The organism is Desulfobacterales bacterium, from assembly GCA_034520365.1.
In the GTDB taxonomy this organism is placed as follows: domain Bacteria; phylum Desulfobacterota; class Desulfobacteria; order Desulfobacterales; family Desulfosalsimonadaceae; genus M55B175.
The window spans coordinates 321,510-347,723 of record JAXHNP010000003.1; the positions used below are offsets into that span (position 1 = coordinate 321,510).

The window sequence follows — 26,214 nt, forward strand, 5'->3', positions numbered from 1 at the left end:
CAATCTTCACTAACACATTAATACAGTGAGACGGGATAAACGGCGCAAACCGATTATCCCGTCAATCCGGTCTACCGATTAACCGACGATCGAGTCAAGTTTCATCGCCGGATGCCCTTTTTCCTTGAGGAATTCCACGACTTCTTCTTCCGTGGTGCCAACGCTCTCATCGGCAATCTTGTCATAGAAATCCGGAACACCCAGCTCTTCGGCCCGTGAATCAATTTTATCTTTGAGCTCTTCTTTGAGCATCTTGGGCATCCAGACGATCCGCAGCAGTCCGCCTTCATCCATATCCGCGGGACCGTCGCCGCGGATAAATTTGCGTTGAATGGTATTGAACTTGGAGTGCCCCACAAAGCCCGGGGTGGTAGCGCCGCCGCCCATGACACCGGCCAGGGTGGTAAACTTCATGCCGCAGGGGGTCTCGCCGCTGTACTCGCGGTTCACCGTCATAACCCCGTTGCAACTCGGCAATACGGCGGCAATAGCCTCGCAGCAGCCGCAAGTGGTCATGGGATCATGCACGATGGAGTAGAAGTTGTAATGATCCACCGCACCGCGGGAGGCCTTGTAAAGGAATTCATTTACGCCTTTCCACTGGCCGAGCCGCGCGTCAATGACCTCACCTTTCTGGACCGGCTGGTTGGGACCGGTGGGGTTGATCTCATAGGAGGCCCGGCAGTCCATCCAGTTATAGGCCCCGCAAAGGCCGGTCCGCTCAGGGCTGACCGTGCAGACATGGTTGGGGGCAAAAGACTGGCAGAGGGTGCAGGAGTAATAGGTTTCCACATCCTCGTCCTTCATATTCTCAACCCGCTCATCCCGCTGTTTGTATTCAGCGCGGGCCCGCTCGGTGAGCTTGGCAACATCATCTTTTTTGGTATAGAGGGTGACCTGGACTTTGTCCAGCACCTTGCCGAAATCCTGGTGCATCTTGGCATGCAGTACCACACCGATATCCTTTAGGGTGAATCCTTTTTCAATGGCTGCCTTGCTCACCCGGATCCAGGAGATGTCGCGCTGGCCGATATGCATGACGCCCTGGATGTAGTTGACCAGATGGTGGATCTGGCGCTCGAGAATCGGCTCAAAGTCAGCCTGGAATTCCCGCCCGGCGATTTGCACATAAATACCCAGCGGCAGGGTATCGCCTTCCTTGATGTCGGTGACATCCTTGCCGACGACTTCGACCTTGCCGTCTTCGATCTCTTTCATATCCGCCATCTTGGCAAGCTCGGTGCACTGGGTCTTGCCGCCGCCCATCTGGGAATGCAGGTCTTTGCCGCGGACCCGCTCACCCTCATAGGCCGGACCGAACGCGCAGGGGATATCAATTTCAGAGACCTGGACCTTAAGGCCCCGGACCTCGACCGAGCGCTGCACGATTTCATCATGGGGCACATTGGCCACCACGTGCTCATAGGTGCAGATACCGGTGGGCAGGATCTCCGGAATATCCGTATCCGCCAGGGTCGGAAAGCCCCAATTCACGCAGCCGGCCGCTGCCACGCCCCATTCGGTGCCGACATCGCCCAAAGCATTGACAAAGGCAAAGATCCGGTCCTTGTTGTATTTGAGGATCTTCTTATAATCACCCGGCTGCAGGCCACCAAACGCCATGGCCGCGCGGTTGGCAAAGCCCAGGGCAAATACGGCTGAAGAGATGTCCGGCCCAAAGGGCACGATTCGGGTGTTCCATCCGACCTGCACATCTTCCTTAATCAGCTGATCAATCACCGAGGTGCCATGATGCTGGGCTGCGCAGAAAATATAAAGATTCCGCCGCTGATAGTCTTCAACAATCTTTTTAGCGGTCGCCGAATCCGGGGCTGCGCCCACGATGGCCGCAAACCCGGGGGCCGAGCCGTCCACGAACTCAACGCCACGCTTTCTCAGGACAATATCATCTGCCGGGCCGACCCATTTCTTGCCGTTTTCCAGATCCGGGTCTTCATACGGATAGTAGAAATCCGGCTCCCGAACGATTCTCAGGGCCTCCTTGATTTCATAAGCAAGAATCGCCGCCATGCCGGCGTCCAGAAGGGGCCCGAGATACGGCAGGTGATGCTTGCCCTTAATGTGCGGGGGAAGCAGTTTCTTGGCAAAGTCCAGCGGCGCCCGCAGATCCTCAAGGGTTTCGACCTTAAGACCGGTCAGGGAATAGATCACCGGCAGAAAGTACCCGGTATTGGGAAACTGCACCGGTGTATCCGCATTATAGCTTTGGAGCATCATTTCATATTCGCCTTCAACCGAAGACACAACCTTGTAGCCGCCCTGTATGGCAGCAAACGCAACTAATTTAGACATATATTCCTCCTTCGTTGAGGATTTTTCATCCTATTTACTATCTTTCTCTATTGTTTTTAAGCTTCCAGCTGCTGACGATCCGCCATATCCATGAGCACACGCTCACGGGCCTTGTCAATGCCAAGCGCCTTGCGCTTGCTGTCGATATGGGCGATCATCTTTTGGGCGTGGGCGATCGGATCCGCCTCAAAATCCCACATACCGCCGTAAAGCTTTTCATATTCTTTAAACAGGTAATCCTGGAACACCGGGGCGCCGGAAGTCGGAAAGGTCACACCGAACACGGTGTAAACACCGGAGGTGACAAAGTAATGGCCGATGCTGATGGCTTTCTCACTCATCCATTCCGGTGCACTGCCGGCTGCCGGCAGATCCGAGATGTCGTCGCCCAGACCGCCGGCTTTGACTACTTCAGTGGCCGCCAGAAGAATCCGGCTGTTGTCAACACATGACCCCAAATGCAGGACCGGCGGAATTCCCACGGTGTCACAGACTTCGGAAAGCCCCGGACCACAATAGACGCCTGCGGATTCAGGGGTCAGGAGCCCTTCCATGGCGCAGGCGATGCCGTTGCAGCCGGTGGTCAGAACAATCACGTCATTTTTGATCAGCTCTTTAACCACCTGGATATGGCCTTCATTGTGTCTGGTGCGGGCGTTGTTGCAGCCAACCACACCGGCAATGCCCCGGATCCGGCCGTTAATGATGTTGTCGTTTAGCGTATAGTAAGTCCCCCGGAAGGTGCCGCCCAGGTGATACTGGATGGATTCCACGCCAAAACCGGCCACCTGGGTGGCTTTCTGCTTGGGAATCATGACCTCAGCGCCGCGGTTTTCAAAGTTATCAATGGCCATCTTGACAATTCGCTTGGCATCGTCCATGGCGTGATGCTCGTCAAACTCGATATGCTCCACGCTGTTTTGTTCCATACGGGCAATGGGATGGGTGGTAATCAGCTTGGTGTGGAAGCATTCGGCCACATTGGCCACGTTCTGGAAGATGCACTGGATGTCAACCACCATGGCATCGCATGCGCCGGTGATAATGGCCAGTTCCTGCTGCAGGAAGGTCCCTGCCGGCGGAATGCCGTGTCGCTGCAGAATTTCATTGGCCGTGCAGCAGATGCCGCCCAGCTGAATCCCTTTGGCGCCTTTTTCCTTGGCATAATCAAGCATTTCCTTGGATTGGGAAGCGGCCACGATCATTTCGGAGAGCACCGGCTCATGGCCGTGTACAATAATATTGACGTGATCTTCTTTCATGATGCCCAGGTTGGCTTCTGACTGCAAGGGATAGGGGGTACCGAACAGGATATCCTGCAAATCAGTGGCCAGCATGGAACCGCCCCAGCCGTCCGCAATGGCCGCGCGGGACCCCTGCTTGATCAGGTTTTTGTAGTCCTGATCAACGCCCATGTGGGTCCGGTGCATAATTTCCACGATTTCCCGGTCGATATTCCGGGGAAGCACGCCCTGCTTCTTCCACTTTTCATACAGCGGGGCGGGCGCGCGCTTCAAATAAAGCAATTCGCCCTCGGGCTTGCCCCATTCATTAAAGGCTACTTCAGCGGTTTCCACCGCGATTTCATCGATATCGCGATCCTTGACCTCGCCGTCCACTTCAACGGTGGTCTCAATACCCAGCGCTTCAGCCACGGCTTTGAGCTTAATCGGATCCTTGATCTGATAATCGTCATTTTCCTTTCTTGCAGTGGAGAGAAAAACTTCAGCCACCGCCCGGCCGTGATCCGAGTGGGCGGCCGCGCCGCCGGCGATCATGCGGATAAAGTTCCGGGCAGCGATAGTGTTGGCTGTCGCCCCGCAAATCCCTTTGCGGGTATCCTCGCCTTCAATGCCGCTCTTGGGCAGCGGCAGGCGGCACGGGCCCATTGCACAGTTTTTACAACAAATGCCCTGGAGGCCGATGTTGCATGGCTTCATGCTTTCTACCCGGTCAAAACAGGTGTCAATCCCCAGCTCCTGCGCCCGGGCGATCATCTGCTGGGATGCCGGGTCGATGGTCGCCTGCATCGGATCGGCAACTTTTGCTTTTTTTTCTTTGCTTGCTTTTTCTTCTGCCATTAGAGGTTCCTCCTCTTGTTTTCTGTTTCAGTAAAAAGCCCTCGCAAAAGCATTGTTGACGGCTTTTTACCTAATATTTTCAAATCTATATATGCTTATGCGCGCCGATGCACCTGATCGAGCATTTCAACGATCTTTTCAAGCTCTGACTTCTGCTCGGCGGCAGGTGTTTTGGAAACTTTTTCTTCTGAGCGCTCAGCCGCCCGCTTTTTCTCAAGCTCCTCGCGTTCCTTGGCCCGTTTTTCGCGGATTTTCTGTTCCTCAGCTTCCCGCTTGCCGGCTTCCTCGGCCTTTTTCTTTTTCTCTGCCTCTTCAGCGGCCTTTTTCTTCTTCTCTTCCGCTTCCGCTTTCTGCTTGGCCTCTTGCTCAGCCTTCTTCTTGGCCTCTTCTTCGGCCTTTACCTTGGCTTCCGCCTCGGCCTTGGCTTTGGCCTCAGCCTCTTCTTTGGATTCCTTGGGTTCTTCAGCGGGTTTGGCCTCAGCAGCCGGTTTTTCCTCTTTCTTTGGCGCGGCTTCTTTCTTGGGCGCCTCTTTTTTGGCTGCGGCCTCCTTCTTGGCAGCCGGCTTTTCTTCCTTCTTTTCTTCCTTCTTGGGCGCTTCCTTCTTGGGCGCCGCCTCTTTCTTGGCCGCCGGTTTCTTCTGTTCTTCCTCTATGGTGAGATCCGGTTTTGGCGCCATGGCGGCAAAATCAATATCCACATCCTGCAGCCGCTTGTTCATTCCGTCGATATTCTCAGCGCTGCCGCCGTCGACCATGAGATCGATAAATGCCTTGACCATGCGCACGGATTCAGGATGCCGAAGGATCAAAATGTTTGAGCCGGCAATCAAATAGGTAACCGCGCCGACCATTTCCATCATGATATCGCGGCGTTCCGGGTCTCCCAGCTCAGGGGCGCTCTCGACCGTATCTTTGGCCTCTTTGCACCGCCAGACCTCGTTGCCCAGATTATTGATGATAGGCAGCTGAAGCTTGTCGTCTCCCTGGGTCATGGCGGCCAGCACCAGCCGCTCCATGACGGAGAAGGAATACTCCATGCCATAGCCCAGCCCGCCGGTAGTGGGATCGATAAGCATCCGCTCGGTGGGCAGTCCCAAATTCTCAAGCAGAATATTGACCTGCTTGGCCAGGTTAACGTCGATGGGAGAAGAGGCGATTACGGTATGGCCAAACCCCATGGCGCTGGCGCCGATGCCTTTATGGTTGTCCTCTTCAACCGGCCCGAGGCAGAGGTTTTCCCCGTCACAAGCCTCGGAAATTTTCTTTAAAACTTCCTCATCCTTCTGGTTATTGGCCGTTCCCCACAACACCAGGGGCACATTAATGGCCTCCAAAACGCTTTTTACCGTCTTGACCGCCGCATCCGGACTCGCATCGTCATCATTGGGGTCCGTGCTTTTTAACTGCAGCACGATAATGTCCGCCCCAAACTCCTCCACATTCTTTTTGGCCCAGGCCGCCGGGTCTGAGAGCACATCCTTGAACGGTTCTTTGGCCGCTTCCGGCCAATCGTCCGGTTCCTTGTCCCAAACCTCCATGGCGACTTTGGGCTTGTTGGGCATATCGCCCTCAAACAGATAAAACGGGAAACAGGTGCTGCCGCCCACAGTCACCGCCTTGTCACCCTTGCCGATGGTAATCGGCTTTATGCTGCCAGCATAATTTTCTTTTGTAATTTCAAAGCCCAATGTTAACCTCCTTTTAATCAACCAAATACACGTTAAATGATATAATTATTCCCAAACCCCTAAGCAATTTACAACCCTGGTTCACGCTAACTCTTTTTTATTATTAACAAATCCCTGTTCTCCGGGATTAAAATGGATCTATAACAAAAAGATTTTATTAAATAGCAAATAAATTTGTTTGTCAATAATAAGAGAATAAATTTTAAATATTTTATCCGTTTTTATTCGGCCTTAAGGCGGCCCTGCTTCTGTCGCTCCTCAAGCCGCGCCTTTAATTTCGGAAACAAGTTCAGGTCCGTATGCGGCAGAAACATCGCTGCCATAAAATTATCCATGAATGAGTTGGTTTCAGACAGCTCAAAGTTGGTCATCCGGGACAGTGTGTCCGTGACGTCGCTCCGGATCCGGTTGGTGAGCGCGCTCATCCGGGCACCCAGCAGCGAACCGTTGCCGATAAATGTCACCTTTTCCGGGTCAATCTCCGGAAGCAGACCGATTACCATGGTCTTTTCCAGATCGATATAGCTGCCGAATCCGCCGGCCATGATAATTCGATCAATATCCTGGATGCCCAGACCAATCTCTTTTAAAAGGGTCATGCATCCGCTGTACATGGCGCCCTTGGCCCGAATCAGGTTGTCGATATCGATCTCCGTCAATACCACATCCCGATCAATGCTGGTCATATCCTTCCAGGCAAGCACGTATTCATGCCCATCCTCGCATTCCCGGATCCGCGGAGTGTCCAGATCCGTATTGAATTTCCCCCGATTATCTATGATTCCCATCTCAAACATGGTGGCCACGGCCGTAATCAAGCCGCTGCCGCATATCCCCTTGGGCCGTTCATTGCCAATGGTGATATTCATGGGCTCAAGCGTTATCGGATCAATGGAAAAATCTTCAATGGCCCCTCTGGCGGCCCGCATACCCAGCTTAATGCCGCCGCCTTCAAATGCCGGCCCCGCGGAGCCGGCCGCACAGACCAGCCAGTCCTTGTTGCCGATAACAATCTCCGCATTGGTCCCGATGTCCATATAAAGGGTGAGTTCTTCCTCATGGGCCATGCCTGATCCCATGACCCCGGCCACGATATCGCCGCCCACGTAACTGGAAACCTGGGGATAGACCAGGGCGGTGACGTGATCCGGCAGCTTCAGACCGATATCAGCGGCCCGAAACGGCGGATACAGCGTGGCTGCGGGGACAAAGGGGGATCTGCGGATATAGCGGGGGTTGATCTTTAAAAACAGCTGGGTCATGGTGGTGTTGCCCGCCAGGGTAATAGTGGAGACCTGATCCAGATCAATTCCGGATCGCTTGGCAATCTTTTCAATAACCCCGGTAATGGTCTCGATCACTTTCTGATGGAGGACGTCCAGACCGTTTCCTTTTTCTGCGTACACAATCCGGGTAATGACATCCTCACCATAGCTCATCTGGGCATTGAAATCGCCATACTGGGCCAGCACCTCGCCGGAGATCAGATCCACCATCTGGCCGTACACCGTTGTGGTGCCGATATCAATGGCAATAGCGTAGTTGCGGTCCGTGGTGTCGCCGGCCTCTATGTTAATGATCCGGTTTTTTCCCTCATCCCGCACGGAGCGGGCAATATTGACCGTCACCTTGAAATCCGACTCCCGCAGGGTGTCCGGAATTTTGCGGATGACGGAGAGGTCGAGCTCAAGCCGATGCTCGCCGTGCGTGTTGCGAAGATTTTGAACAATTCGGGAGACATCCGCCACATTATCGTCATTGCTGGGCTCCGGCAGCTCCAGGTATTTTTTCTCCACCGGCGGGATAAACAGGCCCTTTTCCTTTAAATCATCCAGGTTGGTTTCCTTGATTTTGGCGGTGCGCCGCGGCGTGGAAAGCATATTGAGGACGCTTTTATCAATCTCGGACTCAATGGGCACCCGAACCTTTAAATCACTTTTCACCCTGGCCTGACAGGCCAGGCGGTAGCCCTTGTCCACATCCTCCTGGCTTAATTTTTCCGTGATGCCGCCTTCAACGTCCCCTTCCTCGATCAGAACGCGGCATTTGCCGCAGACCCCTTCGCCGCCGCAGGAGGCGTTGATATGGACCCCGGCATCCATGGCCGCCCGGATCAGGGGCTCGCCGGCTTCAACGGTCACTTCCCTTTCATGCGGAAAAAATTTTACTTTATGTTCAGTCATATAAACCGCCTAACGAATTAATTATTATTAAAGTTTGAAGCAGCCAACCGGCGGGCCGACCCTTTGTGCCGGCCCGCCGCCAAAAATTCAATTCACCACCAGCTGTCGAATTTGTCAAGTAATGCCTTGATCTTTTGACCTAAATTGAGCGTTCCAAATTTTTAAAAATTATGAGCATATGACAAAAAAGAACGGATTTCAAGCTAAGGATGCAACTGGTTTCACGCAATCGATAAATAACTTTAAAGGCACTGAGGCGCTATAGCGTCTCATACCAATTGCGCAGCCACCTGAGGCCCAGAAAAAGCAGCACAAGCACCGCCAGGGTAATCCCGAAGAGCAGCAGGTTCATGTCTGCGGCGGATTTACCCAGAATGAGGACTGGGATGGACAGGGTGCCCTGAATCGCCCAATTTAACCACATGCAGTAACGAAACGGGACGCCTGCCAGCGGGAGAACATAATTTTTCGCCGCATAGGGAAGGACCGGCACGGCCAGAAACAGAAAGCTGAACAGGGCCAGCTTGTTTTCCGGTATTTCGGGGATGTGATAGTTTTTCCGGTTCACCAGAAAATTTCTTATCGGCTGGCGGACGGTGCGGGCAATGATAAAAGAGGTCAGAATATGCACCGGCATAATAAGCATAAGAATCAGGATGCCGTAGCCGATGCCGAATTTGATGCCCAGCACGAAAATAAAGACACTAAGCGGCACCCCGACCAGGGGGAGCACGAGCATCAGGCCGAGAAATACATGGGCCGGCGTATTTTTGTTAATCAGGGTGGTGACCCGCTCAATCAGATTAAACTCTATCAGCCCGTACATGGCGAGCATCAGGCAGCCAAGGATCAACCCAACGAGGATGGCGATACCCGCTTTATTCTGTATTAATCGTTTGACCGCTGGTTCATTCACGTCGATTCGCATCCACCCTTATGGCACAGGCAGGTTTAAATATGCAGGTATTCATGCCTCCGCCTTCTTTAACCTAAACTCTTTCTGAGAAAAATCCGGTATACTGTAATGCGGATAGCCGGCAATGGCAAGCACCATCTCCGTCGGGGCGGCAGCGCTTTTTTTCCAGTCGATATCCAGGTAAACCGTAATCTCATTATCCCCGGCCGTTACCTGCAAGGCCACTTTCCCATAGGGCGTGGGCGTCGGCCCGAAACCGATCGTTTTTCCGGACTCGAGCCATTCCGGAAAAATGCCGGCGCCCAGAACCAGCGAATCCCCCTCTTCCCGAACGAAGAGGTTCCGGATCATCATGATCCACTCCGCAGCCGCCCATCCGTGCTGGCCGTCGCCCATGCAGCCTCCCTCTGTCCGGGGGTGCACGGCCTCCGGCCACTGACCGGTGGAACTCGCCAGATCCACAGCCACCTGAATCAGCTCCCGGTAGCGGCGATCTTCTCTGCGAAGCAGCGTCTGGGCAATGGCCAGGGTCAGATAAATATTTATGCCCGAGTGGATCATGTCCTGAAAAAAAGCGCCCCGATAAAAGCAGTTGTGCATCAAAAACTCCATGGTATGCTTGATCCGCTCATCCATGGGCCCTGTCAGCTGAAGCGGGTAGTCGGCCACCATTGAGCCGATTGCCCCGGCATCCATCCGGCGATACGGACTGGCCGGAATCCCGCCCTGACTACGGTGGGCCGGGAGGTTCTCGATGCTGCCGAATATGGCGGCTTCAAAATCCTTTTCTTCTGCGGCGATATCCTGGCGGCGCTTTAAGGACTGGTTTTCAATGATTCGGCCGGCCGCCTTGAGCCCGGCCAGCCCCCAGAAATCATCCCAATAATAGTAATCATTCGGCCCCAGATGCTCGGCGCTAAAGCCCGCCGGAAAAAGCCCGGCATGGGGCACCGGCTGATCCCGGTCGCACCGCTTGTGCTTGATCCACTGGACCCCCTTATAGATGGAGCGGAGCCACCGGTTGTTGGGATAATCGCCGGAAAGCCGGAGATAGCGCTCCATAATCCAGAGCACCTGCCCGTTGGAATCCCACTCCCCCGCCTGGGACTGAAAATAACCGGTCACCTTCTGCATATCCGGAAATTCATCCAGGATGCGACGGGAACGCTTCAAACAGCCAATGGCCATCAGGGCGTTTAACATCAGACACGCATCACGGAACCAGAACCGCTTGTAGGTATAAGGGCCGGGCACGATCTGTCGGGCGGACAGGAGCAACAGGCTTCTCACCGCCGCATCATAGAGAAATTGGATCTTTTCATCCGGAACATTGAGCGCTGCGGTGCCTGAAAGGGCATCCGACCATGCCTGCTCCGGGGACCTGCCGGTGAAAAGGTGCCGGCGCGGAAGCTCGCTTTCCAGAGGCACCCGCACATCCAGCTTCCGGTCTGTCCACTTGTCCGCCGGAAAAAGCGCGGCGGCGTTCGCCATACCCACCCGGCAGGCGGCCGCATTCTGAAGCCCCGGCTGATCCAGTTGATGGATCACATCGCCTTCATCATAGTTGGAAAATTTGATACCAGCCGGCGCTTCACTGAAGCGAACCATATGACTTCCATTGATCAGCCAGCCGGAAAGCCCTGCCTCATGGGATATTTTTTCGATAAACTGAATCCCTTCCGGATTATAGGGCCGAAGCGCCGCTACCAGCCACCCCGGGGTTTCGGTCTTTGCCCGAACCCGGATATAGAGCTCCGGCATTCCCTTCTCAACATCCAGCCAAACGCTTGAGCGAAGGGCTATATCATCTTCTTTCGCATCCGTATGAACGCAAAGATTGGGGGAAAGCTGCCAGGTCTGTTCAACCGTCTCCAGCCGGGATGGCAAAAGGAAGCGGTGATCCTCGGTCATAAACCAGAAATCCAGGGACCAGCCGTCATAAAGCGGGGTCACCAGCCCCCGGGGGTCGATAATCGGATAAATGGGCATTTCCGGATGCCCCACCGCGGTCCAGTTCCGGTGCGTGAGGTTTACATGGCTGAATGAGAAGGCCCGCGGAATAAAAGAATGATCCGAGGGGTTGAACTGACGCTCCACCCAGTAGGGCCAGACCCAGTCCAGATTATGCTGGATCGCCTTGGTATTGATCAGGCCCCGGGCATGAAAAAGAATGCCCGCCCGCAGGAGCTCAATCGGCTCCTGAACCTCGGATGGCTGGGAAAAGCGGCGGAGCCTTGCCATAAACGTAATCGGATCAAGTACGCCGTAGGCGCGGGCCGCCCGCTTGGTGATAAATTTCCAGGGAATCCAGTGCATAGAGGCTCCGTGTATATGGGTATCAGGTATTGGGTTTCGGGTATTAGGTGTTTAAAACGCTCAATTTCCGTTTAAAAAAAAATAATCAGAAAGCCGGCAAGTATCAAACTACCCGGCCTGTGTCAGGCGGCCGACTTTTCCGCTGCCCGCACGCCCCTGCCGGGGAAATTTCAGGTAAGGAATGATGGCGTGATTTTTTTCCGACCAGGTGCCGTCATAGGTCAGGGATACCACCGGAATGCCGGTTTCGGTCTCGATTTCAGAGGCCATGGCCTCGGTCACCAGGGAGGGACAGCAAAGGGCCGGGCTGGTTTGAATAAAAAGGGAGAGGTCGGGGTGATGCCGGGATAGATAGTAAACTTTCAGGATATTGTCCATGGACTCCCCGGTCTGCTCGGCGATCATCCGGTAAGGGGCCAGGATCTTTTCCGCCGGGGCGTCATAGGCGGGCTCCGCTTCGTTTAAAATCCGGTTGAAATAGCGGAAATACGTTTTCTCCAGATGCGCCAGGCCGATCAACAGGGTTTTGGAGCGGATAAGCTCCAGGTAGCGGCCTTCGGTAAACCATTTCTTGAAATAGGCCCTGGCCACCATTTTGGCATAATCCGTATAGGGCGTGGTAATGGCCTCGCCGCCGCAGGCCTCGATAAAATGAAGAAGGTCCTGATTCATCACCGGATTGTCGCGGACGAACAAATCCCCGAAAATCGCCGCCTTGGGCCGACGCTCCCGCTGCACCGGGATCTCCTCGAACCGGGCCACCACATCGGCAACCGCGGATTCCTTGGACCGCCGGCCCGCAAACGCCTCGCCCAAAACCGTCAGACTGTCATCCGTCACCCGGTCCGTCACCCCTTTGACCGTTTCATAGGGACGGATTTTACACGCGAGTTTTCGCAGCATGCCGCCGAACATGAAGGCAAAATAGGTATTGATCGCCGCCCGAAGCGAAATATCGGTAAACGACAGGGGGCCGGAATATACCCCGGTCTGTTTCATCTCATCCGAATAGTTGTTTAAAATCTGCTTTAGCTCGTACGGATACATACCCAGATGGCAGGCGATATCCGACTTTCCAATCCATAACAGGGTTTTGGCCGGGTCCAGGCTGTGGTTGCGGATATAGTCGACATAGCCTTTCACAATCACATTAATGGGGATGCATTGTCCGCCGTTTAACCCCATGCTCTGCTGGACCATCTCCGGGGTCTGATCCATCAGCCGGGTATCGATGCCTTCGCGCTTTAAATTCTCAACCAAAAGCGGGCAGGTGAGCGGATCCCAATCGGGCAGCACCAGGGTTCGGCCGCTGAGCGTGTGAGGATGCTCGGGATTTATGCGTTTCAGGGCGGCAGGCGACTTATTGGATGCTTCGGCCGCCTTCATTTTCCAGTGGTTGCGGAACGCCCGGATCGCCGCTTCAATGCGGGTTTCGTAGCCCACGCTCGAATCATGCTCGTCCAGCTCAAGCATCAAATAAGGCTTCTGACAGGCGCTCATGATGTCTTTAATCACGCCTTTGACAAACGCATCCGGCGCGCACTTAAAGGATGTAATGAATACCGGATAGAGGCCCGGCGTGCGGGCAGCCACGGTTGCCGCGCAAATGATATCCGCCGCATAATTCCAGTGCACCTCTTCAAGCAGGGGCTTTATCTCCGCATGGGGATCATGGGGGGAGACCATCATGTCCTGAAAAAACGTCTTGATGCCGAATGCGGCAAATATATCCGGAATGCCCTTATTCATTTTGGGTGGCAGGATGGTGTAGGGCCTTCCCAAAAGCGCCACGCTGATATCCGTGGCGGATGCGGATTCATCCGCATAAATCCCGCGCAGCCGCTCAAGGGCCCCGGTCTTGTGGGCAAACGCCTGCTCATAGGCGGAAGCCACCTCAAAATAGTTGATATGCCGTCTGGCAATCCGCTTCAGCATATTGAAGAGCTGAATGCGCGCATGAAAAGCGTTGTAGATGTATTTCAGCACGGGCATGAGAAACCGGTCTCTGTCTGTCGTCATCTCAGAGACCAGCGATGGCACAAACTGCGAATAATAGCAGTATTGCCGGCGGGCGGACGTGTCCTTTTCCCGGTTATCCAGATAAAAGGGCATGAAAATGTAATCCGCCTTATCCAGGAGATAGGCCACATGCCCGTGCATGGCGGAAATGGGCGCGCAGAATTCGGCGCCGGTGTGCTGCTTGCCGGTTTTTACCGCATCCGGACACTTTTCGCTGGTCACGGTCCGGATGCCGAACCAATCAAAAAATTTACGCCAGCACTCCACGTCCTCATAAAGATAGAGGGCCGCCGGGATGCCCACGGTCACCTCATCGGGGTCCCCGTTTTCCGGCTTATACGAAAACACCTTGTTCCGGGTCTTTATCAAATCAAACCCGGAGGTGTTGTTATTGACGAAGTGATGGGTATCATAGTCACGGCCGCACAGGAATCCAAAGGCCACCGGCCCGTCGGCCATCTCGGCAATGGTGATTTTGCAGTGATTCGTACAGAAATTGCAGACCTCGGAGCGTACCGGAATTTTTTCCCGATAAAGGGATATCCCCCGGAAATTCGTCTCCCAGACGCCATCGTCGGCCAGCTGGAGCGCGGTGCCCATGGCCCCGGTCAAGTGGCAGAACCGGGAGACCAGAATCGGTTTATTGAGCCGCTGTTCAAAGGCGGCCACCAGGGCCCGGTTTTTGGCGGTCGCACCCTGGAAAAAGACCACATCGCCGATGCGGCTCTCTTCGGCCACCTTGGTGAGATAATTCTCGCGCACCGAATGAAGGGCGGTGGCCAGCACCTCATCCACGGTATAGCCGCGGCTTAAATAATAGTTGATGTCTCGCTCCATGAAGACCGTGCATCGGTCATTGGCCATCGGCGACCAGCAATTCTCGGCACGATCCGCGTATTCGGAAAGCGGACAGCCGAGCTTCTGGGCCTGCTCTTCAATAAAGCTGCCGGTACCGGCCGCACAGACCGTATTCATGATCGAGGAAGTCACCATGCCGTCTTTTAGCGTCGTAAACTTGGAGTCCTGGCCGCCGATTTCGATAATGGTATCCACGTCCGGATTGAGCTCGCAGGCGGCCCGGGCATGAGCAGTGATCTCATCGATGATCAGATCCGCACCGATGATCCGGCCGACAAATTTACGGCCGGAGCCGGTGGTGCCCACCCCCAGGATATTCACGGACAGACCGCGGGCGTTAATCAAATCATCCATGGCCGCGAGCACCCCGCGCATGGAATCCACCGGCCGGCCGGCGGTTTTGGTATAAAAGCCCGCCAGCACCGTTTTTCCCGGATTGAGCCAGACCGCCTTGGTGCTGGTTGAGCCGATATCCATGCCGATATACATGGCGACCGGGGCCTCCCCGGTTAGGGCTTCATAGACATCCACCTCGACCGCATTCTGATAGGCGTCATCCGCCGCATTGAAATGATAGGACTCAAGGCTTTCAAATGCGGGATAATCCGAGAGCTTTACCTGAAGCGGCGGATTATCGCATTGCTTGCGGCTGCTGCGCGCATAGAGCAGATCCGCCGCCTTTTGAAAGCGTCCGCCCGGAAATTTTATCCCCTGGTCAATCAAATGAAAGGCCGCGCCAATGGCTTCGTAAAGATGGCTCATATCATCGATAAATATCTCAGCCCCGGTCAGCTCGCTGATATGGTTTAGCACGGCCGCGTTCCTGGAGACACCGCCGCAGAAAATAAGCGGACCAGCGGGCTGATCGTCAAAAAACAGGGTATCCGCCAGATTCTTGGCAAGCCCGCGGCAGAGCCCCTCGCAAATTTCCGGGAGTTCATAGCCCTCCTGCTGGGCATGAATCAGGTCGGTTTTGGCAAATACCGCACACCGCGTGGCAATCTTGGGGGTGCGATGGGTATTTGCCAGGGCAAGCCGGCTTAGCTCCCCGATGCCTGAGAGATTTAAGCGGCTGGCCTGCTGATCCAGAAAGCTCCCCGTTCCGGCGGCACATGCGGTATTGGTCCGGCTCCCGGTATATTCGCCGTTCTCATCAAACCGTATCCGCTTAAACTTTTCGCCGCCCACGGTTAATATGCCGGCCGCTTCCGGATGGAAAGCTTTTACCGCCCGGATCAGGGCAATCTGATGATCATAGCGCTGATCCGCAAATATCAGATCCGGGGTGCCGTCTGTCGCCGCCACACCGGCAATATCAGCCATATCCACATCCGCCAGAAGCGTCTCCAGACACGCGGGGATATCACCGTGATGAAATCCGTAACCGGTTTGAACGATATCCTGCGCCGGTGTCACCACCGCCAGACTGATGGATACCGAACCGATGTCAATACCTAAGATATGTTTACTGCCCATTATGTGCCTCTTTCATTTAATCAAATCGAGCTGGCCGGCCTGTTCAAGGACAAGCTCCGGATGGTCATGAAAACCGATTCGAATGTTAGTTAATATAACCCGTGATCCGCTCTCCGGCAACAGGGCCTTATCTTTGGCGTACAGGCGAATTTTTCGCTGGTTCCCGTAGTGCAGCCATCCATTTTGGTAAACGCCCTGCAGCCGGTGAACCACCTCATTAACCAACCCCGGATCCGCAAGCGAGCGATCATCCGGTGAGAGCAACAATTTTTCCGGGTCTATCTGTTTCTCTATCGGTTCTACCGCAGAAAGCTCAGTGATTTCAAGCATGCCATGATAGCGCTTCAATCTTTGAACGGTCAAATGATACATCCGGCCGGGTTCGAGTTTATCCCCTGCCCCGTATATAAGGATTGCCCGGCCGTCAGGCTGCTTTACCACGGCAAAGCCTTGATGCTTGTAAATCACCGCGCACCGGCGAAGGTGATAATTCACCCGGCCGGTCTTGGATGTGTACAGGGCGTCAATGGGCACGGTCTTTTCCGGATACGGCCCATCCCGGAGATATTTAAACGGCTTCTGCGCAAACCAGGCAAAAACCGGGAGGTGGTCGGAAAACCCCTGGCCCAGGTGCCGGCCGCGGCCCCGATCTTCGCGCTGCCACCTTTTGATTCGGGCGCCGTGAAAAAGATAGCCCGGGTCAAATTTATCAAAGGAGTTGTCAATATAGGAAATGCCCTGCGCATCATAGAGGCCGGGGGAGACGATAATATGGTCGGGGCTGTTTTTCTGATGGAAAAACTGCGTGGACCACCGCCTTTCCGGAACCAGCTCAAGCCATAGGTTGTAGAGCGAGATGCCGTCACCGGTCTGTCGGTTCAGCTGCCGCTCGGTGACCAAACGATTGTTTTCGACCGTATTTAAGATATGATTGATGCCGGTGATGCCGCCGGTGTCATTTAGTTCCGGATTTTTTTGAAAAGTTTGAAACTCATTGTAATCGGCGTTTAAATCCCCGACCACGACAAAATCGGCCGCCGGATCAAGGGCCTCGATGGCATCGGCCAGGGCCCGCGCATAGGGCAGCCGCTCACTCTCGGGGCCACTTTTGGATTTCCAGTGATTAACAAAAATAATAAGGTCGTGTCCCGCGATGTCGATCCGGGCTTTCAGGATATTTCTGACGGATTCTTTGGGAACGGCGATTTCATCCGCCGCCTTGACGGGATATCTGGACAGGAGGGCGCATTTTACGGTGGTGGGCTTTTGATCCGCAATGACGGCATGCGGATACGGTTTTTCCAGGCGCTGGTTCAACCGCCTGAGCGCCCGCCGTGACTCGATTTCCTGCAGCGCCAGAATATCCGCATCCAGATCATGGAGGACCCGGGCCAGATTGGATAGCTTCGCATCCAGCATATCCTGATCCCAGCCGGCAGCCCCGCCCGGGATATAGCCCGGATATTCGGTAGAATCCGCTTTCAAATCAAACAGGTTTTCCACGTTATAGCCGGCCACCACCACCCGCGAGGCTGTGCCGGCAGCGGCCATTGTTGCGCCGGCAGATATCCCGGCGCATAAACCGAGGATTATCGCGGCCCAAATCAGGCGGCGGCTTATTTTTTGCCGAATTGTCATCTCAACATCCCCTTGCTTTAAATTTGAACCATCCTATCAGAAGACGCATGTGCAACATACGGTTTTTTCTACTTTCCGACCGGATTTCAGGGCGTCCTGCCCGCCATAAAATACTGGAAAAATTTTAACCCTATGATTATCATACTGAAACTTATTGACAAAATGATATTAGAACCGTTAGTAAAGGAATACAACAGATACTCAAACCGACAAGCCACCGCCGCTTGCTTGGGCCACTTTGCCGGATACGGATATCCGGCTGCAGGCGCGGTAGATGGGATTTTAGAATGGACAAAGTGCTTCTTGCAGACAGTAATCAGGAGACCCTGGAGAAGATCGGGAAAGGCTTTAAAGACCTGCATCATTTTGAGCTCCTGACCGCCACGGATGGCCAAACCGCCATGGATGTCATCACCAAGAATAAGATCGCGGTTTTTGTGACAGCCGTGAATCTGCCCAAGGTTCACGGTGTTGAACTGATTGCTTTCATGACCCGGAAGCGCCCGGATACGCCCTGTATCGTGCTGGTGGATGCGGACACCCCCAAACCGTGGTTTCGCGACCGCATCGGGCACGAAAATGTGCTCTATTACATGCAGAAACCGTTTCAATTCGGTAATCTGGCCTCCGCCATCTTTGTCGCCCAGAACTTAAAAGACGAGGGGTTGAGCCGTAAAGGCATCACCCTTCGCAACTTCCTGCCCCTGATGGAGATGTCCCGGCGGACCTGCCGGCTGGATGTGACCAGCGGCGGGCAGAAAAAGGGGTATTTGTATTTTGACCGCGGAATTCTTCTGGATGCGCACTATGAACATCTCTCCGGTGAACCGGCGGCCCGGGAAATGATCAAATGGGATCGGACCAGCCTTTCACTCTCAGAACTGCCCCAGGAGAAAGCCAAATCCAAAAAAGTCATTAAATCCGAGCTGATGGAACTCGCCGACGGCCTGTGGGGAAAACCCGCCCAGGCGGGAGCCCGCGCGAAACCGCCGGAGCCAAAAGCCCAACCCGCCAATAAGCGGGGCGCCGGCTCTGGTGAAACCCGGCTTCAGACGGCCCTGAACCGATACGTCAACATGCTGCGCACGATTAAAGGCTACCGGGGGCTTGCCATTTTAAGCGCGGATGGCTCTGTACTGGCCTCTGATACGCCTGCTGAACCCATCGACTTTAAGTATTTTGCCGGGGCCTTCAATCAAATGCTCACCACCTGCCACCAGGCCACATTTCAAAAAGGATTTGATAAATGCAACGGGCTGACCGTACATACCACCAAAGGGCTGATCCTGATGATGTCCTCTGATGTCATGAAAGAAGGCAATTTCCGCTTTCTGGTGTTAATGGCGCAGGACGGCAATGCCTTCTTCATGCAGATACAGCTCGCAAAACTCATTCCCAGTATTTTACAGGCCAAATAGCAATTTCCAATATGGCTGATCTTTCTGTTCGGCTACCTGCACTTCTATCTGATCACCCTTCTGGTGGTCCGGCTGCCGACCCTCCGGGCAAAAATTACGGCCGTGGGCATTATTTATGAGATCGCCATCATCGTAAACGCCATCTGCCTGGGGGCCCTCGGCCGGGTTTACTGATTTAGCCAGAATGACAATTAATTTCAAATGGTTAAATTAAAAAAAATAATTGCTTGACGCTCCAAAGGATAATTGCTATCAAACTGCCTTGCTTGCGAATAGTCTATGAAAAAAAAACAGAACCGACGGCTTTTCAAATACAAAGAGAATCAGCCATGGATGGAAAACGTCCAGCTCGTCATGCAGATCGGGCTGACCATGGTGGGATGCATCCTGTTCTGTTTTTTTATCGGTTATTCGATAGATAAATGGCTGGGGGTCAAAGGGCCCCTCACTATTATTTTCACTTTACTGGGGATTGTCGGCGGAGGTGTGGTCGTCTATCGACAGATCATGGAAGCCATAGACACCGACAACCATGACGAAAAAAAGAATGGAAGCGGTTAGGGAAACAGAAAAGCACTACTGTTCGATTGCGCTTGGCATTGCCGTTATTGCCGCCATTATCTGCTTTATGCTGGCATTCAAACCCATTGGCAAGGGCCTGATCCTGGGCAGCCTTTTCAGCGCGGCCAATTTTATCCTCATGGGCGAGACCCTGCCCATGCGCATCGGCCGCAGCCGGAAAAAAGCGGCGGGCATATCTTTTTTATTAATTTTGCTGAGATATGTCTTGATGGCCATCCCTCTGGTCCTTTCCATTCAAATGGCTCAATTCCATCTGGCTGCCACAATTATCGGCCTCTTCAGCGTTCAACTGGTCATTATGTCCGAGCACATAAGCCGGCATATACGAATGAAAACCCGGAAATCTCAAGTCTTTTAAGAAAGCGCCATGGAAGATTTAGGACAAATTCATCAACTTATCGTGCCACTTTTCGGCCATGAATTGACCTTTAACTTAGAGCCGATCATCCAGACCTGGATTGTCATCATCGGGCTGCTTATCTTCGGGTATCTGGCCACCCGGCGCAAAGGAATTATCCCCAACCGGATCCAGGCCGTTGGCGAATTTTTTATTGATCAGTTTTACGGTCTGACCGAGGAGGCGCTGGATAAGGAGTTGAGCCGTAAATACGCCCCCATGATTACGGCCCTTTTCATTTTCCTGCTGTTTTGTAACTGGCTGGGCGTGCTGCCGCACTTGGGCGAGCCCACCAGTGATTTAAACACCACCCTCAGCATGGGAGTTATGGGGTTTGTCATCTCTCATTACGCGGGCATTAAGAAAAAAGGGTTAAAAGCCTACCTGAAAGCTTACTGCGAACCCTTATTCTTTATGATGCCGCTCAACATTATCGGCGAACTGTCCAAAGTTATTTCCATCTCCTTCCGTCTGTTCGGCAACATCATGGGCGGCGATATTATCGTGATCGTGGTCACCTATCTGGTATTCAGCCTGGTGCTTCCTCCGTTTCTGACGGCATTTTTCTTTATCTTCATCGGTGCAATCCAAGCCTTTGTCTTTACAATGCTAACTTTGGTATACATTGCAGTGCAGGTTAATTAGGCATGACATTCGATATTGATACGTGGGTTCAATTAGCGGCTTTTACGGGCGGCGGGCTGGCCATGGGGCTCGGTGCGATAGGGGCCGCATTGGGAGAAGGGTTTACTGCTGGCTTAGCCAATGAAGGGTTGTCAAAGCGACCAGAAAAATCAGGGGAAATCTTCAAAAACATGCTGGTCGGTCAAGCCATCGCCGAATCAGCGGCAATATTTGCCTTGGTAATTGCTGTACTCCTGCTTTTTGTGAATCCAGGCAGTTCTTATTTACTGAAAGCCCCGGCGCTTTTGGCGGCCGGCTTAAGCATGGGAATTGGGGCCTGCGGGTCTGGGCTGGGCTCTGGATTTCCAGCTGGCGAAGCCTGCAGAGGTATAGCCCGCCAGCCACGGATGGGCAGCAATCTAACGACCAATATGCTCATCGGTGCCGCAGTCTGCCAGACGCCTGCTATTTTCGCTATGGTGGTTGCTTTGCTGCTCATATTTTCGGATTTTAGCCACATGCCCTTTTATCCGGCATGGGCAGCCCTTTTGGGGGCGGGCTTAAGTACCGGCTTGTCAGCCATCGGCTCCGGAGTTGGCGGTGGGTTGGCAGCGGGCGCCAGCTGTGAAGGTATTGCACGACAGCCGGAATCGCTGGGCAATGTGACCACAACAATGCTTGTGGGACAAGCGGTTTCCCAGACACCGGCAATTTTTGGCTTATTGATAAGCTTCATCCTGCTTTTCAGGCCCGTTGCCGAAACTACCGCCCTCAGTGCAGCCATGGCTGCCCTGGGGGCTGGCATTTGCATGGGATTTGGCGGCATTGGGCCGGGAATCGGCAATGGTTTTACGGCCAGGGAGGCAATCCGATGGATAGCCAGAAATTTAGAAAATACCGGCGGACTAACACGGACGATGCTTGTGGGACAGGCCGTCTCCCAGTCCACCGCAATTTATGCCATGGTTATAAGCTTGGTTTTGATTTTTGTTGTTTAAGGTAAACATTCAAATAAACATCTTTTTCAAGGAGGAAAAAAAATGGCAATAGAAGGTGCAGAACTAATCAAGGCATCAGCGTTTCTGGGCGCAGGGCTGGCCATGGGGCTCGGAGCGATCGGCCCCGGGATCGGTGAAGGACTCGTAGGCTCCAAGGCTTGTGAGGCTATTGGCAAGAACCCGGGAGAGGCAGGCCTTTTGACCCGGACCATGCTTGTGGGACAGGCCGTTTCAGAATCCACTGGTATTTATGCGCTGGTCATCGCATTGCTTCTGCTTTTTGTTGTGTAAGACATAGCGGGGCAAAGTATGGAAATTATCAGCAAAGTTGTAATGGTCAGCATCAATGAGACGCTTCTTGTCGAGTTGATCTCGTTTTTGATCTTCCTCTTCCTGATCCACCGCATTATGTTCAAGCCGCTTCAGGAGGTCATGCAACAGCGGGATGACCATATCGACGGTCTGGGAAAGGAAATACAGAGCGCCAAAGATCAGATCAATGATTTGAATATCCAGCTTGAAAAGCAGGAAAAAGCGGCGATTGAGGAAGCCAACCGGCATCGCATTGAACTGGAAGATGAGGGTGCCAAACAGGCGGAATCCATACTGGATGACTCCAAAAAAGAGATCAATTCGATTAGGCTTAAAAATCAGGAGTTTGTTGACCAGCAGATTGCCGAGGCCCGCAAAACGCTGAAGACCGAGGCCGAACGATTGGCCATCCAAATGATGGAAAAAATCCTTGAGCGGAGGCTGGTTCGTGAATAACGCCGTCAGACATACAGCTACCCGATTCTTCCGGCTATTGGCAGCCGCCCTGTTTTTGGTGCCCCTGTTTTATACAAGCGCCATGGCAGGTGATGGCGCTGCCGACTGGCGACCCATGTATGATACCATCATGATGTGGGTCAACTTCTTAATCCTCGCATTCGTTATCTATTATTATGGCAAAGCCCCCTTATTGAACTGGCTGAAAGGGCAGCAAAAGGAAGTTTCCGACGAAATTGGGGAGCTGGAACAACGCAAGCAGGCATTCGAACAGCAGATTGAAGAAACCCGCCAGATGATTTCAGACAGCAGCGCCCGGTTTGACAAGATCAAATCCCGGATAACCGAACAAGGCAAGCGCAAACGGCAGGAGATTATCGATCAGGCCAATGAACAGAGCCGTAAAATGCTTGAGATGGAAAAGAAAAAAGCGGCCAACCAGATTGCTCAGGCCAAACAGCTCCTCATGGCCGAACTGACGGATTCCGCCAGCGACAAGGCCCTAAATCGGCTGCCCCAGGAAATTACCGACGCTGACCAGGATAACATGCTGTCGCTCTACATCAACCAGATCACCCAGTACGCTGAACAAACCGGCTGATACAGGGCCGGCACAAGATACCAAAACATGCGTTCCCCCCTTCCCTATAGCGCATGATGAAAAAACCCGGCGCGGCCTTAAAAGGTCGCCCGGGTTTTTTATTGAGCCAGCATTTGGCGGATGCGCTATCGCTTATCCGCCCTACGAGTTGGAACAGGCGACGGACGTAATTGGCCGGGACAATGATCAATGCCGATGAGTTTTCTGTACCTTTTCCCGGTCATACCAGGGAATGGAGGCAACGGGCGCCAGGCGGGAAAGTGCCTCTGCGGCATCCAGTTTTCGTATGGAATTTCTTTGGCCCTTGCTTAGAAAAAACATCCCTTTTAACGGAACCGATGCATTGACGGCATAGCCCGCGCCCCCGGGCCAAGGGGGTGCCGTACATCAAAAATTCATCTGGCAGGCCGGGCCCGGCTGGTTATTCTTGACGAACCCGCAAGCAGCCTGGATCCGCTCATTGAATACGAAATCTTCAGCCGGTTTAAAAACATGCTGAAAAATAAAAGCGCGGTAATAGTCAGCCACCGGTTTTCAACGGTTCAGATGGCGGACCGGATTGTGGCGCTTAAAAACGGGCGCATCGTTGAGCAGGGCACGCACCGCGAGCTGGTGCGGCAGAACGGCTATTACGCCGAGCTTTTTGAAAAACAGGCCAAAGGCTGTTTGCGCTAAATCAGACATGGCGGTCGATCCAACGACGGTTTAGCCCCAGGCACATCTCATTGTCGGGCAAGCCACCGTGCCCGCCTTGAATAAGGTCGGCACGGTGGCCGACCCTACGCTTCCATACCCCATCGTAGGGCGGATAAGCATCGTAGGGCGGATAAGCGCCAGCGCATCCGCCAATAACCAGCGCATCCGCCAAAAATAATTTGTTCTAACCGCAAAACCCATAACCACGGTCCTGTTAACGGACAATTAGTCGGCACGGTGGCCGACTCTACAACGCATGTGGCCGTAGTACAAACCACCCTACGCTTGAATAAGGTCGGCACGGTGGCCGATGAATAAGGTCGGCACGGTGGCCGACCCTACGCTTCCATACCCCATCGTAGGGCGGATAAGCGTGAGCGCATCCGCCAAAACGTCGATAGGACAGACCACCATGCCTGCCTGAAAACAGATAAAACCCATTCACCGTGACCGTGGGTGGAAAAATCGAGACTGTGGCAAAATCGAGACTTGACAAAGCGCCTTTATGCCGTTACTTATAAACTATAAATTATAGCTTTAACAAAAAAATATTTACATTTCCACACAGGCGGCCAAAAGGTCGTCCCTATATTAGATGTGCTGTTATCGCCGGTATACCAAGATTTTTACGCTAAGGGTACGGGCAATGCAGCTGTTCAACATTTTTAACACGAAAATCGGGGGGTAGCATGAAAAAAACATGTTTCATAATCGCATTAACCTTTATCTCCATATTAATGTTCGGCGAGGGTGCCTTTTCTGCCGACTTAACCGGCGCCAGAATAATCCCTGAAAATCAGGTAATTGTTCAACAGGATGGCAAAACAATCGGAAAGTATACCAAGGAAGCCGCACTGCCGACAGGCGCCGCCATGTCCTGTGAAGGCCGCTGCGGCATCCGGCTGACGGACATATCCATGCTTGCCGAGGATCAAAGCATTTTTGCCATGGGCACGGAGTCAGGCAGCCGCTACATGCACATTAAAAAAGGAAAAATTTATTTTGCATTGTCCAGGCTTGACGGATCATTTGTTTTTGTAACCCCCAAGGGCGCGGTGTCCGCCGACCAGGCGATAAGGAATGCCTCAACCGACTCAGGGATGATCAAGGGATACATCCAGGTTGACGACAAAAACAGCGAAATCGGCATTATCGAGGGCGGCTCCCTTAAAATAGCGACGAAAGACAAGGATGAGCTGCTTGAGCCCGGCCAGAAATTCATTCTGGCCCAGGCGGATGTGGGCACTGGTACACAAGAAGAAGAAGAGGAATCCGACAGGCGCAAAGGCGCCTGGTGGAAGCTCTCCGGGGGAAAAATTGCCGGTTTTACGGTGGCTGGTGTCGCAACCGCCGGTGCACTTATCGGCATCGGCAGCGCAGCCTTTGACGACGACGATGATGAAGCAAGAAGTCCGGCGTTTCCAGAATAAACAACAGTTTCATAGCAAATAACCAACAACGGCGGCCCGCAAAACTTAACTTGTGAGGCCGCCGTTTTCATTCATTAAAATTTAAAGTATTCATCCGATGAATCAGAACATTTTTAAACCCGTCACACTTCTTTTCATCCTGCTCGCTTTTATCATGGTATGCGCCGGATGCGGCAAAAACAAGCCCGCGCCGGAGGAATTAAGCGCCAAGGAATATACTTCCAGCCAGTCCGAAGAAACAGATATGCTGAACACCCAGCTGTTTGCCTCGGCAAAACTCAACCAGGACCGCAGTGAATACCTCCTCGGTCCGGGGGATCTCCTTGAAATCAAGGTATTCGAAGCGGAAAAATTAAACACCACGGTGCGGATAAGCTCCAGGGGCAATGTCTCACTGCCCCTTCTCGGTGAAGTGTCACTGGATGGACTGACTGCCGCGGAAGCCGAAAAAATGATTGAGGACAAGTACATGCAGACCTATATTAAAGATCCGCATGTCAGCATCTTCATAAAGGAGCATTTCATACAGCAGGTTACCATCGTGGGAGAAGTCAAAAATCCCGGCACCTATGACTACAGCTCCAGACAGCGGCTCCTGGATGCCATTGCGCTATCCGGGGGATTAACCGACAAGGCGGGGAACAAAATCCAAGTGAGACGATCCGCTGAGCAGATGGAGGAAACCGGCCAAACGCTTGTTGTTGACCTTTTTAAATTGATAAACGAAGGCAAAACCAACCTGAACGTCAAAATCCGGGGCGGAGATATGATCTATGTGCCGGAAGCCGGCTCCTTTTTCGTGGACGGCGCCGTGCGCCGGCCTGGCAAACACCACATCCGCAGGCCGCTTTCCATAAGAGAGGCAGTCCTGGCTGCCGGTGGCTTTGCCCCCTACGCCGACATAGGGGATCTTATTCTGATTCGGGAAACCGAAACCGGTGAAAAAAAAGAGATAGAGATCAATCTTAAAAAAAATCCAGAAGATTCAGACGAACTGACTGTCAAAAAAAATGATATCATCATGGTAAACGCAAGCTTCTGGGGAAAAATCATGCACGGGTCCGGTATCAATATCGGTGTTCCCGGATTTGGTGTCAGCTACCGCAACCCGTCCCGCTGAAACACAAAGAGCGGCACCGGGAAACCTGCACCCGCGTGCCGCTCCTAAAAAACGATCCCCCTCATCCCGGCCTTCTCCCGCAAGGAGAAGGA

General features: G+C 53.3%; 19 protein-coding genes. 11 read left to right on the plus strand and 8 right to left on the minus strand.

Annotated elements, in window-relative coordinates:
- Positions 1-78: 78 nt before the first annotated feature.
- The 8 genes from acsB to U5L07_04775 form a co-directional block, all read right to left on the minus strand.
- Positions 79-2,313, minus strand: coding sequence for an acetyl-CoA decarbonylase/synthase complex subunit alpha/beta (acsB, locus tag U5L07_04740; protein MDZ7831033.1), 2,235 nt, complete (start codon positions 2,311-2,313; stop codon positions 79-81).
- A gap of 56 nt (positions 2,314-2,369) precedes the next feature.
- The gene (gene cooS / locus U5L07_04745) at positions 2,370-4,394 is read right to left on the minus strand and encodes an anaerobic carbon-monoxide dehydrogenase catalytic subunit (GenBank protein ID MDZ7831034.1); all 2,025 of its coding nucleotides are present in this window, start codon (positions 4,392-4,394) and stop codon (positions 2,370-2,372) included.
- A gap of 95 nt (positions 4,395-4,489) precedes the next feature.
- Positions 4,490-6,082 (minus strand): acetyl-CoA decarbonylase/synthase complex subunit delta, encoded by a 1,593-nt coding sequence (locus U5L07_04750; GenBank protein ID MDZ7831035.1) that lies wholly within the window; start codon positions 6,080-6,082, stop codon positions 4,490-4,492.
- Positions 6,083-6,303: 221 nt separating this feature from the next.
- Positions 6,304-8,265 (minus strand): ASKHA domain-containing protein, encoded by a 1,962-nt coding sequence (locus tag U5L07_04755; protein ID MDZ7831036.1) that lies wholly within the window; start codon positions 8,263-8,265, stop codon positions 6,304-6,306.
- Positions 8,266-8,524: 259 nt separating this feature from the next.
- Positions 8,525-9,193: a hypothetical protein gene (locus tag U5L07_04760; GenBank protein MDZ7831037.1), complete on the minus strand. Its 669-nt coding sequence runs from the start codon at positions 9,191-9,193 to the stop codon at positions 8,525-8,527.
- A 39-nt stretch (positions 9,194-9,232) separates the two neighbouring features.
- The gene (locus tag U5L07_04765) at positions 9,233-11,497 is read right to left on the minus strand and encodes a hypothetical protein (protein MDZ7831038.1); all 2,265 of its coding nucleotides are present in this window, start codon (positions 11,495-11,497) and stop codon (positions 9,233-9,235) included.
- A gap of 108 nt (positions 11,498-11,605) precedes the next feature.
- Positions 11,606-15,850: an acyl-CoA dehydratase activase gene (locus U5L07_04770; protein MDZ7831039.1), complete on the minus strand. Its 4,245-nt coding sequence runs from the start codon at positions 15,848-15,850 to the stop codon at positions 11,606-11,608.
- Positions 15,851-15,862: 12 nt separating this feature from the next.
- On the minus strand, positions 15,863-17,488 hold the full coding sequence (locus tag U5L07_04775) for an endonuclease/exonuclease/phosphatase family protein (protein ID MDZ7831040.1): 1,626 nt from the start codon (positions 17,486-17,488) through the stop codon (positions 15,863-15,865).
- Between the two features lie 287 nt (positions 17,489-17,775).
- Here U5L07_04775 and U5L07_04780 point away from each other — a divergent pair, with 287 nt between their 5' ends.
- The 11 genes from U5L07_04780 (at position 17,776) to U5L07_04830 (ending at position 26,122) form a co-directional block, all read left to right on the plus strand.
- The gene (locus U5L07_04780; GenBank protein ID MDZ7831041.1) at positions 17,776-18,906 is read left to right on the plus strand and encodes a response regulator; all 1,131 of its coding nucleotides are present in this window, start codon (positions 17,776-17,778) and stop codon (positions 18,904-18,906) included.
- 279 nt (positions 18,907-19,185) lie between these two features.
- The gene (locus U5L07_04785) at positions 19,186-19,467 is read left to right on the plus strand and encodes an AtpZ/AtpI family protein (protein MDZ7831042.1); all 282 of its coding nucleotides are present in this window, start codon (positions 19,186-19,188) and stop codon (positions 19,465-19,467) included.
- Positions 19,439-19,846 carry an ATP synthase subunit I gene (locus U5L07_04790; protein MDZ7831043.1) on the plus strand — a complete coding sequence of 136 codons (408 nt, stop codon included), beginning with the start codon at positions 19,439-19,441 and terminating at the stop codon, positions 19,844-19,846. Before U5L07_04785 ends, U5L07_04790 begins: the two co-directional genes overlap by 29 nt.
- A 9-nt stretch (positions 19,847-19,855) precedes the next feature.
- A complete protein-coding gene (gene atpB, locus U5L07_04795; protein ID MDZ7831044.1) occupies positions 19,856-20,530 on the plus strand; it encodes a F0F1 ATP synthase subunit A in 675 nt (224 codons plus the stop codon).
- Between the two features lie 2 nt (positions 20,531-20,532).
- Positions 20,533-21,507 (plus strand): ATP synthase F0 subunit C, encoded by a 975-nt coding sequence (gene atpE, locus U5L07_04800; GenBank protein ID MDZ7831045.1) that lies wholly within the window; start codon positions 20,533-20,535, stop codon positions 21,505-21,507.
- A gap of 42 nt (positions 21,508-21,549) precedes the next feature.
- A complete protein-coding gene (gene atpE / locus U5L07_04805) occupies positions 21,550-21,798 on the plus strand; it encodes an ATP synthase F0 subunit C (GenBank protein ID MDZ7831046.1) in 249 nt (82 codons plus the stop codon).
- Positions 21,799-21,816: 18 nt separating this feature from the next.
- Positions 21,817-22,275: a hypothetical protein gene (locus U5L07_04810; protein ID MDZ7831047.1), complete on the plus strand. Its 459-nt coding sequence runs from the start codon at positions 21,817-21,819 to the stop codon at positions 22,273-22,275.
- Positions 22,268-22,876, plus strand: a complete 609-nt coding sequence (locus U5L07_04815) for a hypothetical protein (GenBank protein MDZ7831048.1) — start codon at positions 22,268-22,270, stop codon at positions 22,874-22,876. Before U5L07_04810 ends, U5L07_04815 begins: the two co-directional genes overlap by 8 nt.
- A 492-nt stretch (positions 22,877-23,368) precedes the next feature.
- Positions 23,369-23,551 (plus strand): hypothetical protein, encoded by a 183-nt coding sequence (locus tag U5L07_04820; protein MDZ7831049.1) that lies wholly within the window; start codon positions 23,369-23,371, stop codon positions 23,549-23,551.
- A gap of 710 nt (positions 23,552-24,261) precedes the next feature.
- The gene (locus U5L07_04825; GenBank protein ID MDZ7831050.1) at positions 24,262-25,002 is read left to right on the plus strand and encodes a hypothetical protein; all 741 of its coding nucleotides are present in this window, start codon (positions 24,262-24,264) and stop codon (positions 25,000-25,002) included.
- Between the two features lie 97 nt (positions 25,003-25,099).
- Complete coding sequence (locus U5L07_04830) at positions 25,100-26,122, plus strand: polysaccharide biosynthesis/export family protein (protein ID MDZ7831051.1); 1,023 nt, start codon at positions 25,100-25,102, stop codon at positions 26,120-26,122.
- The last annotated feature ends 92 nt before the right edge of the window (positions 26,123-26,214 follow it).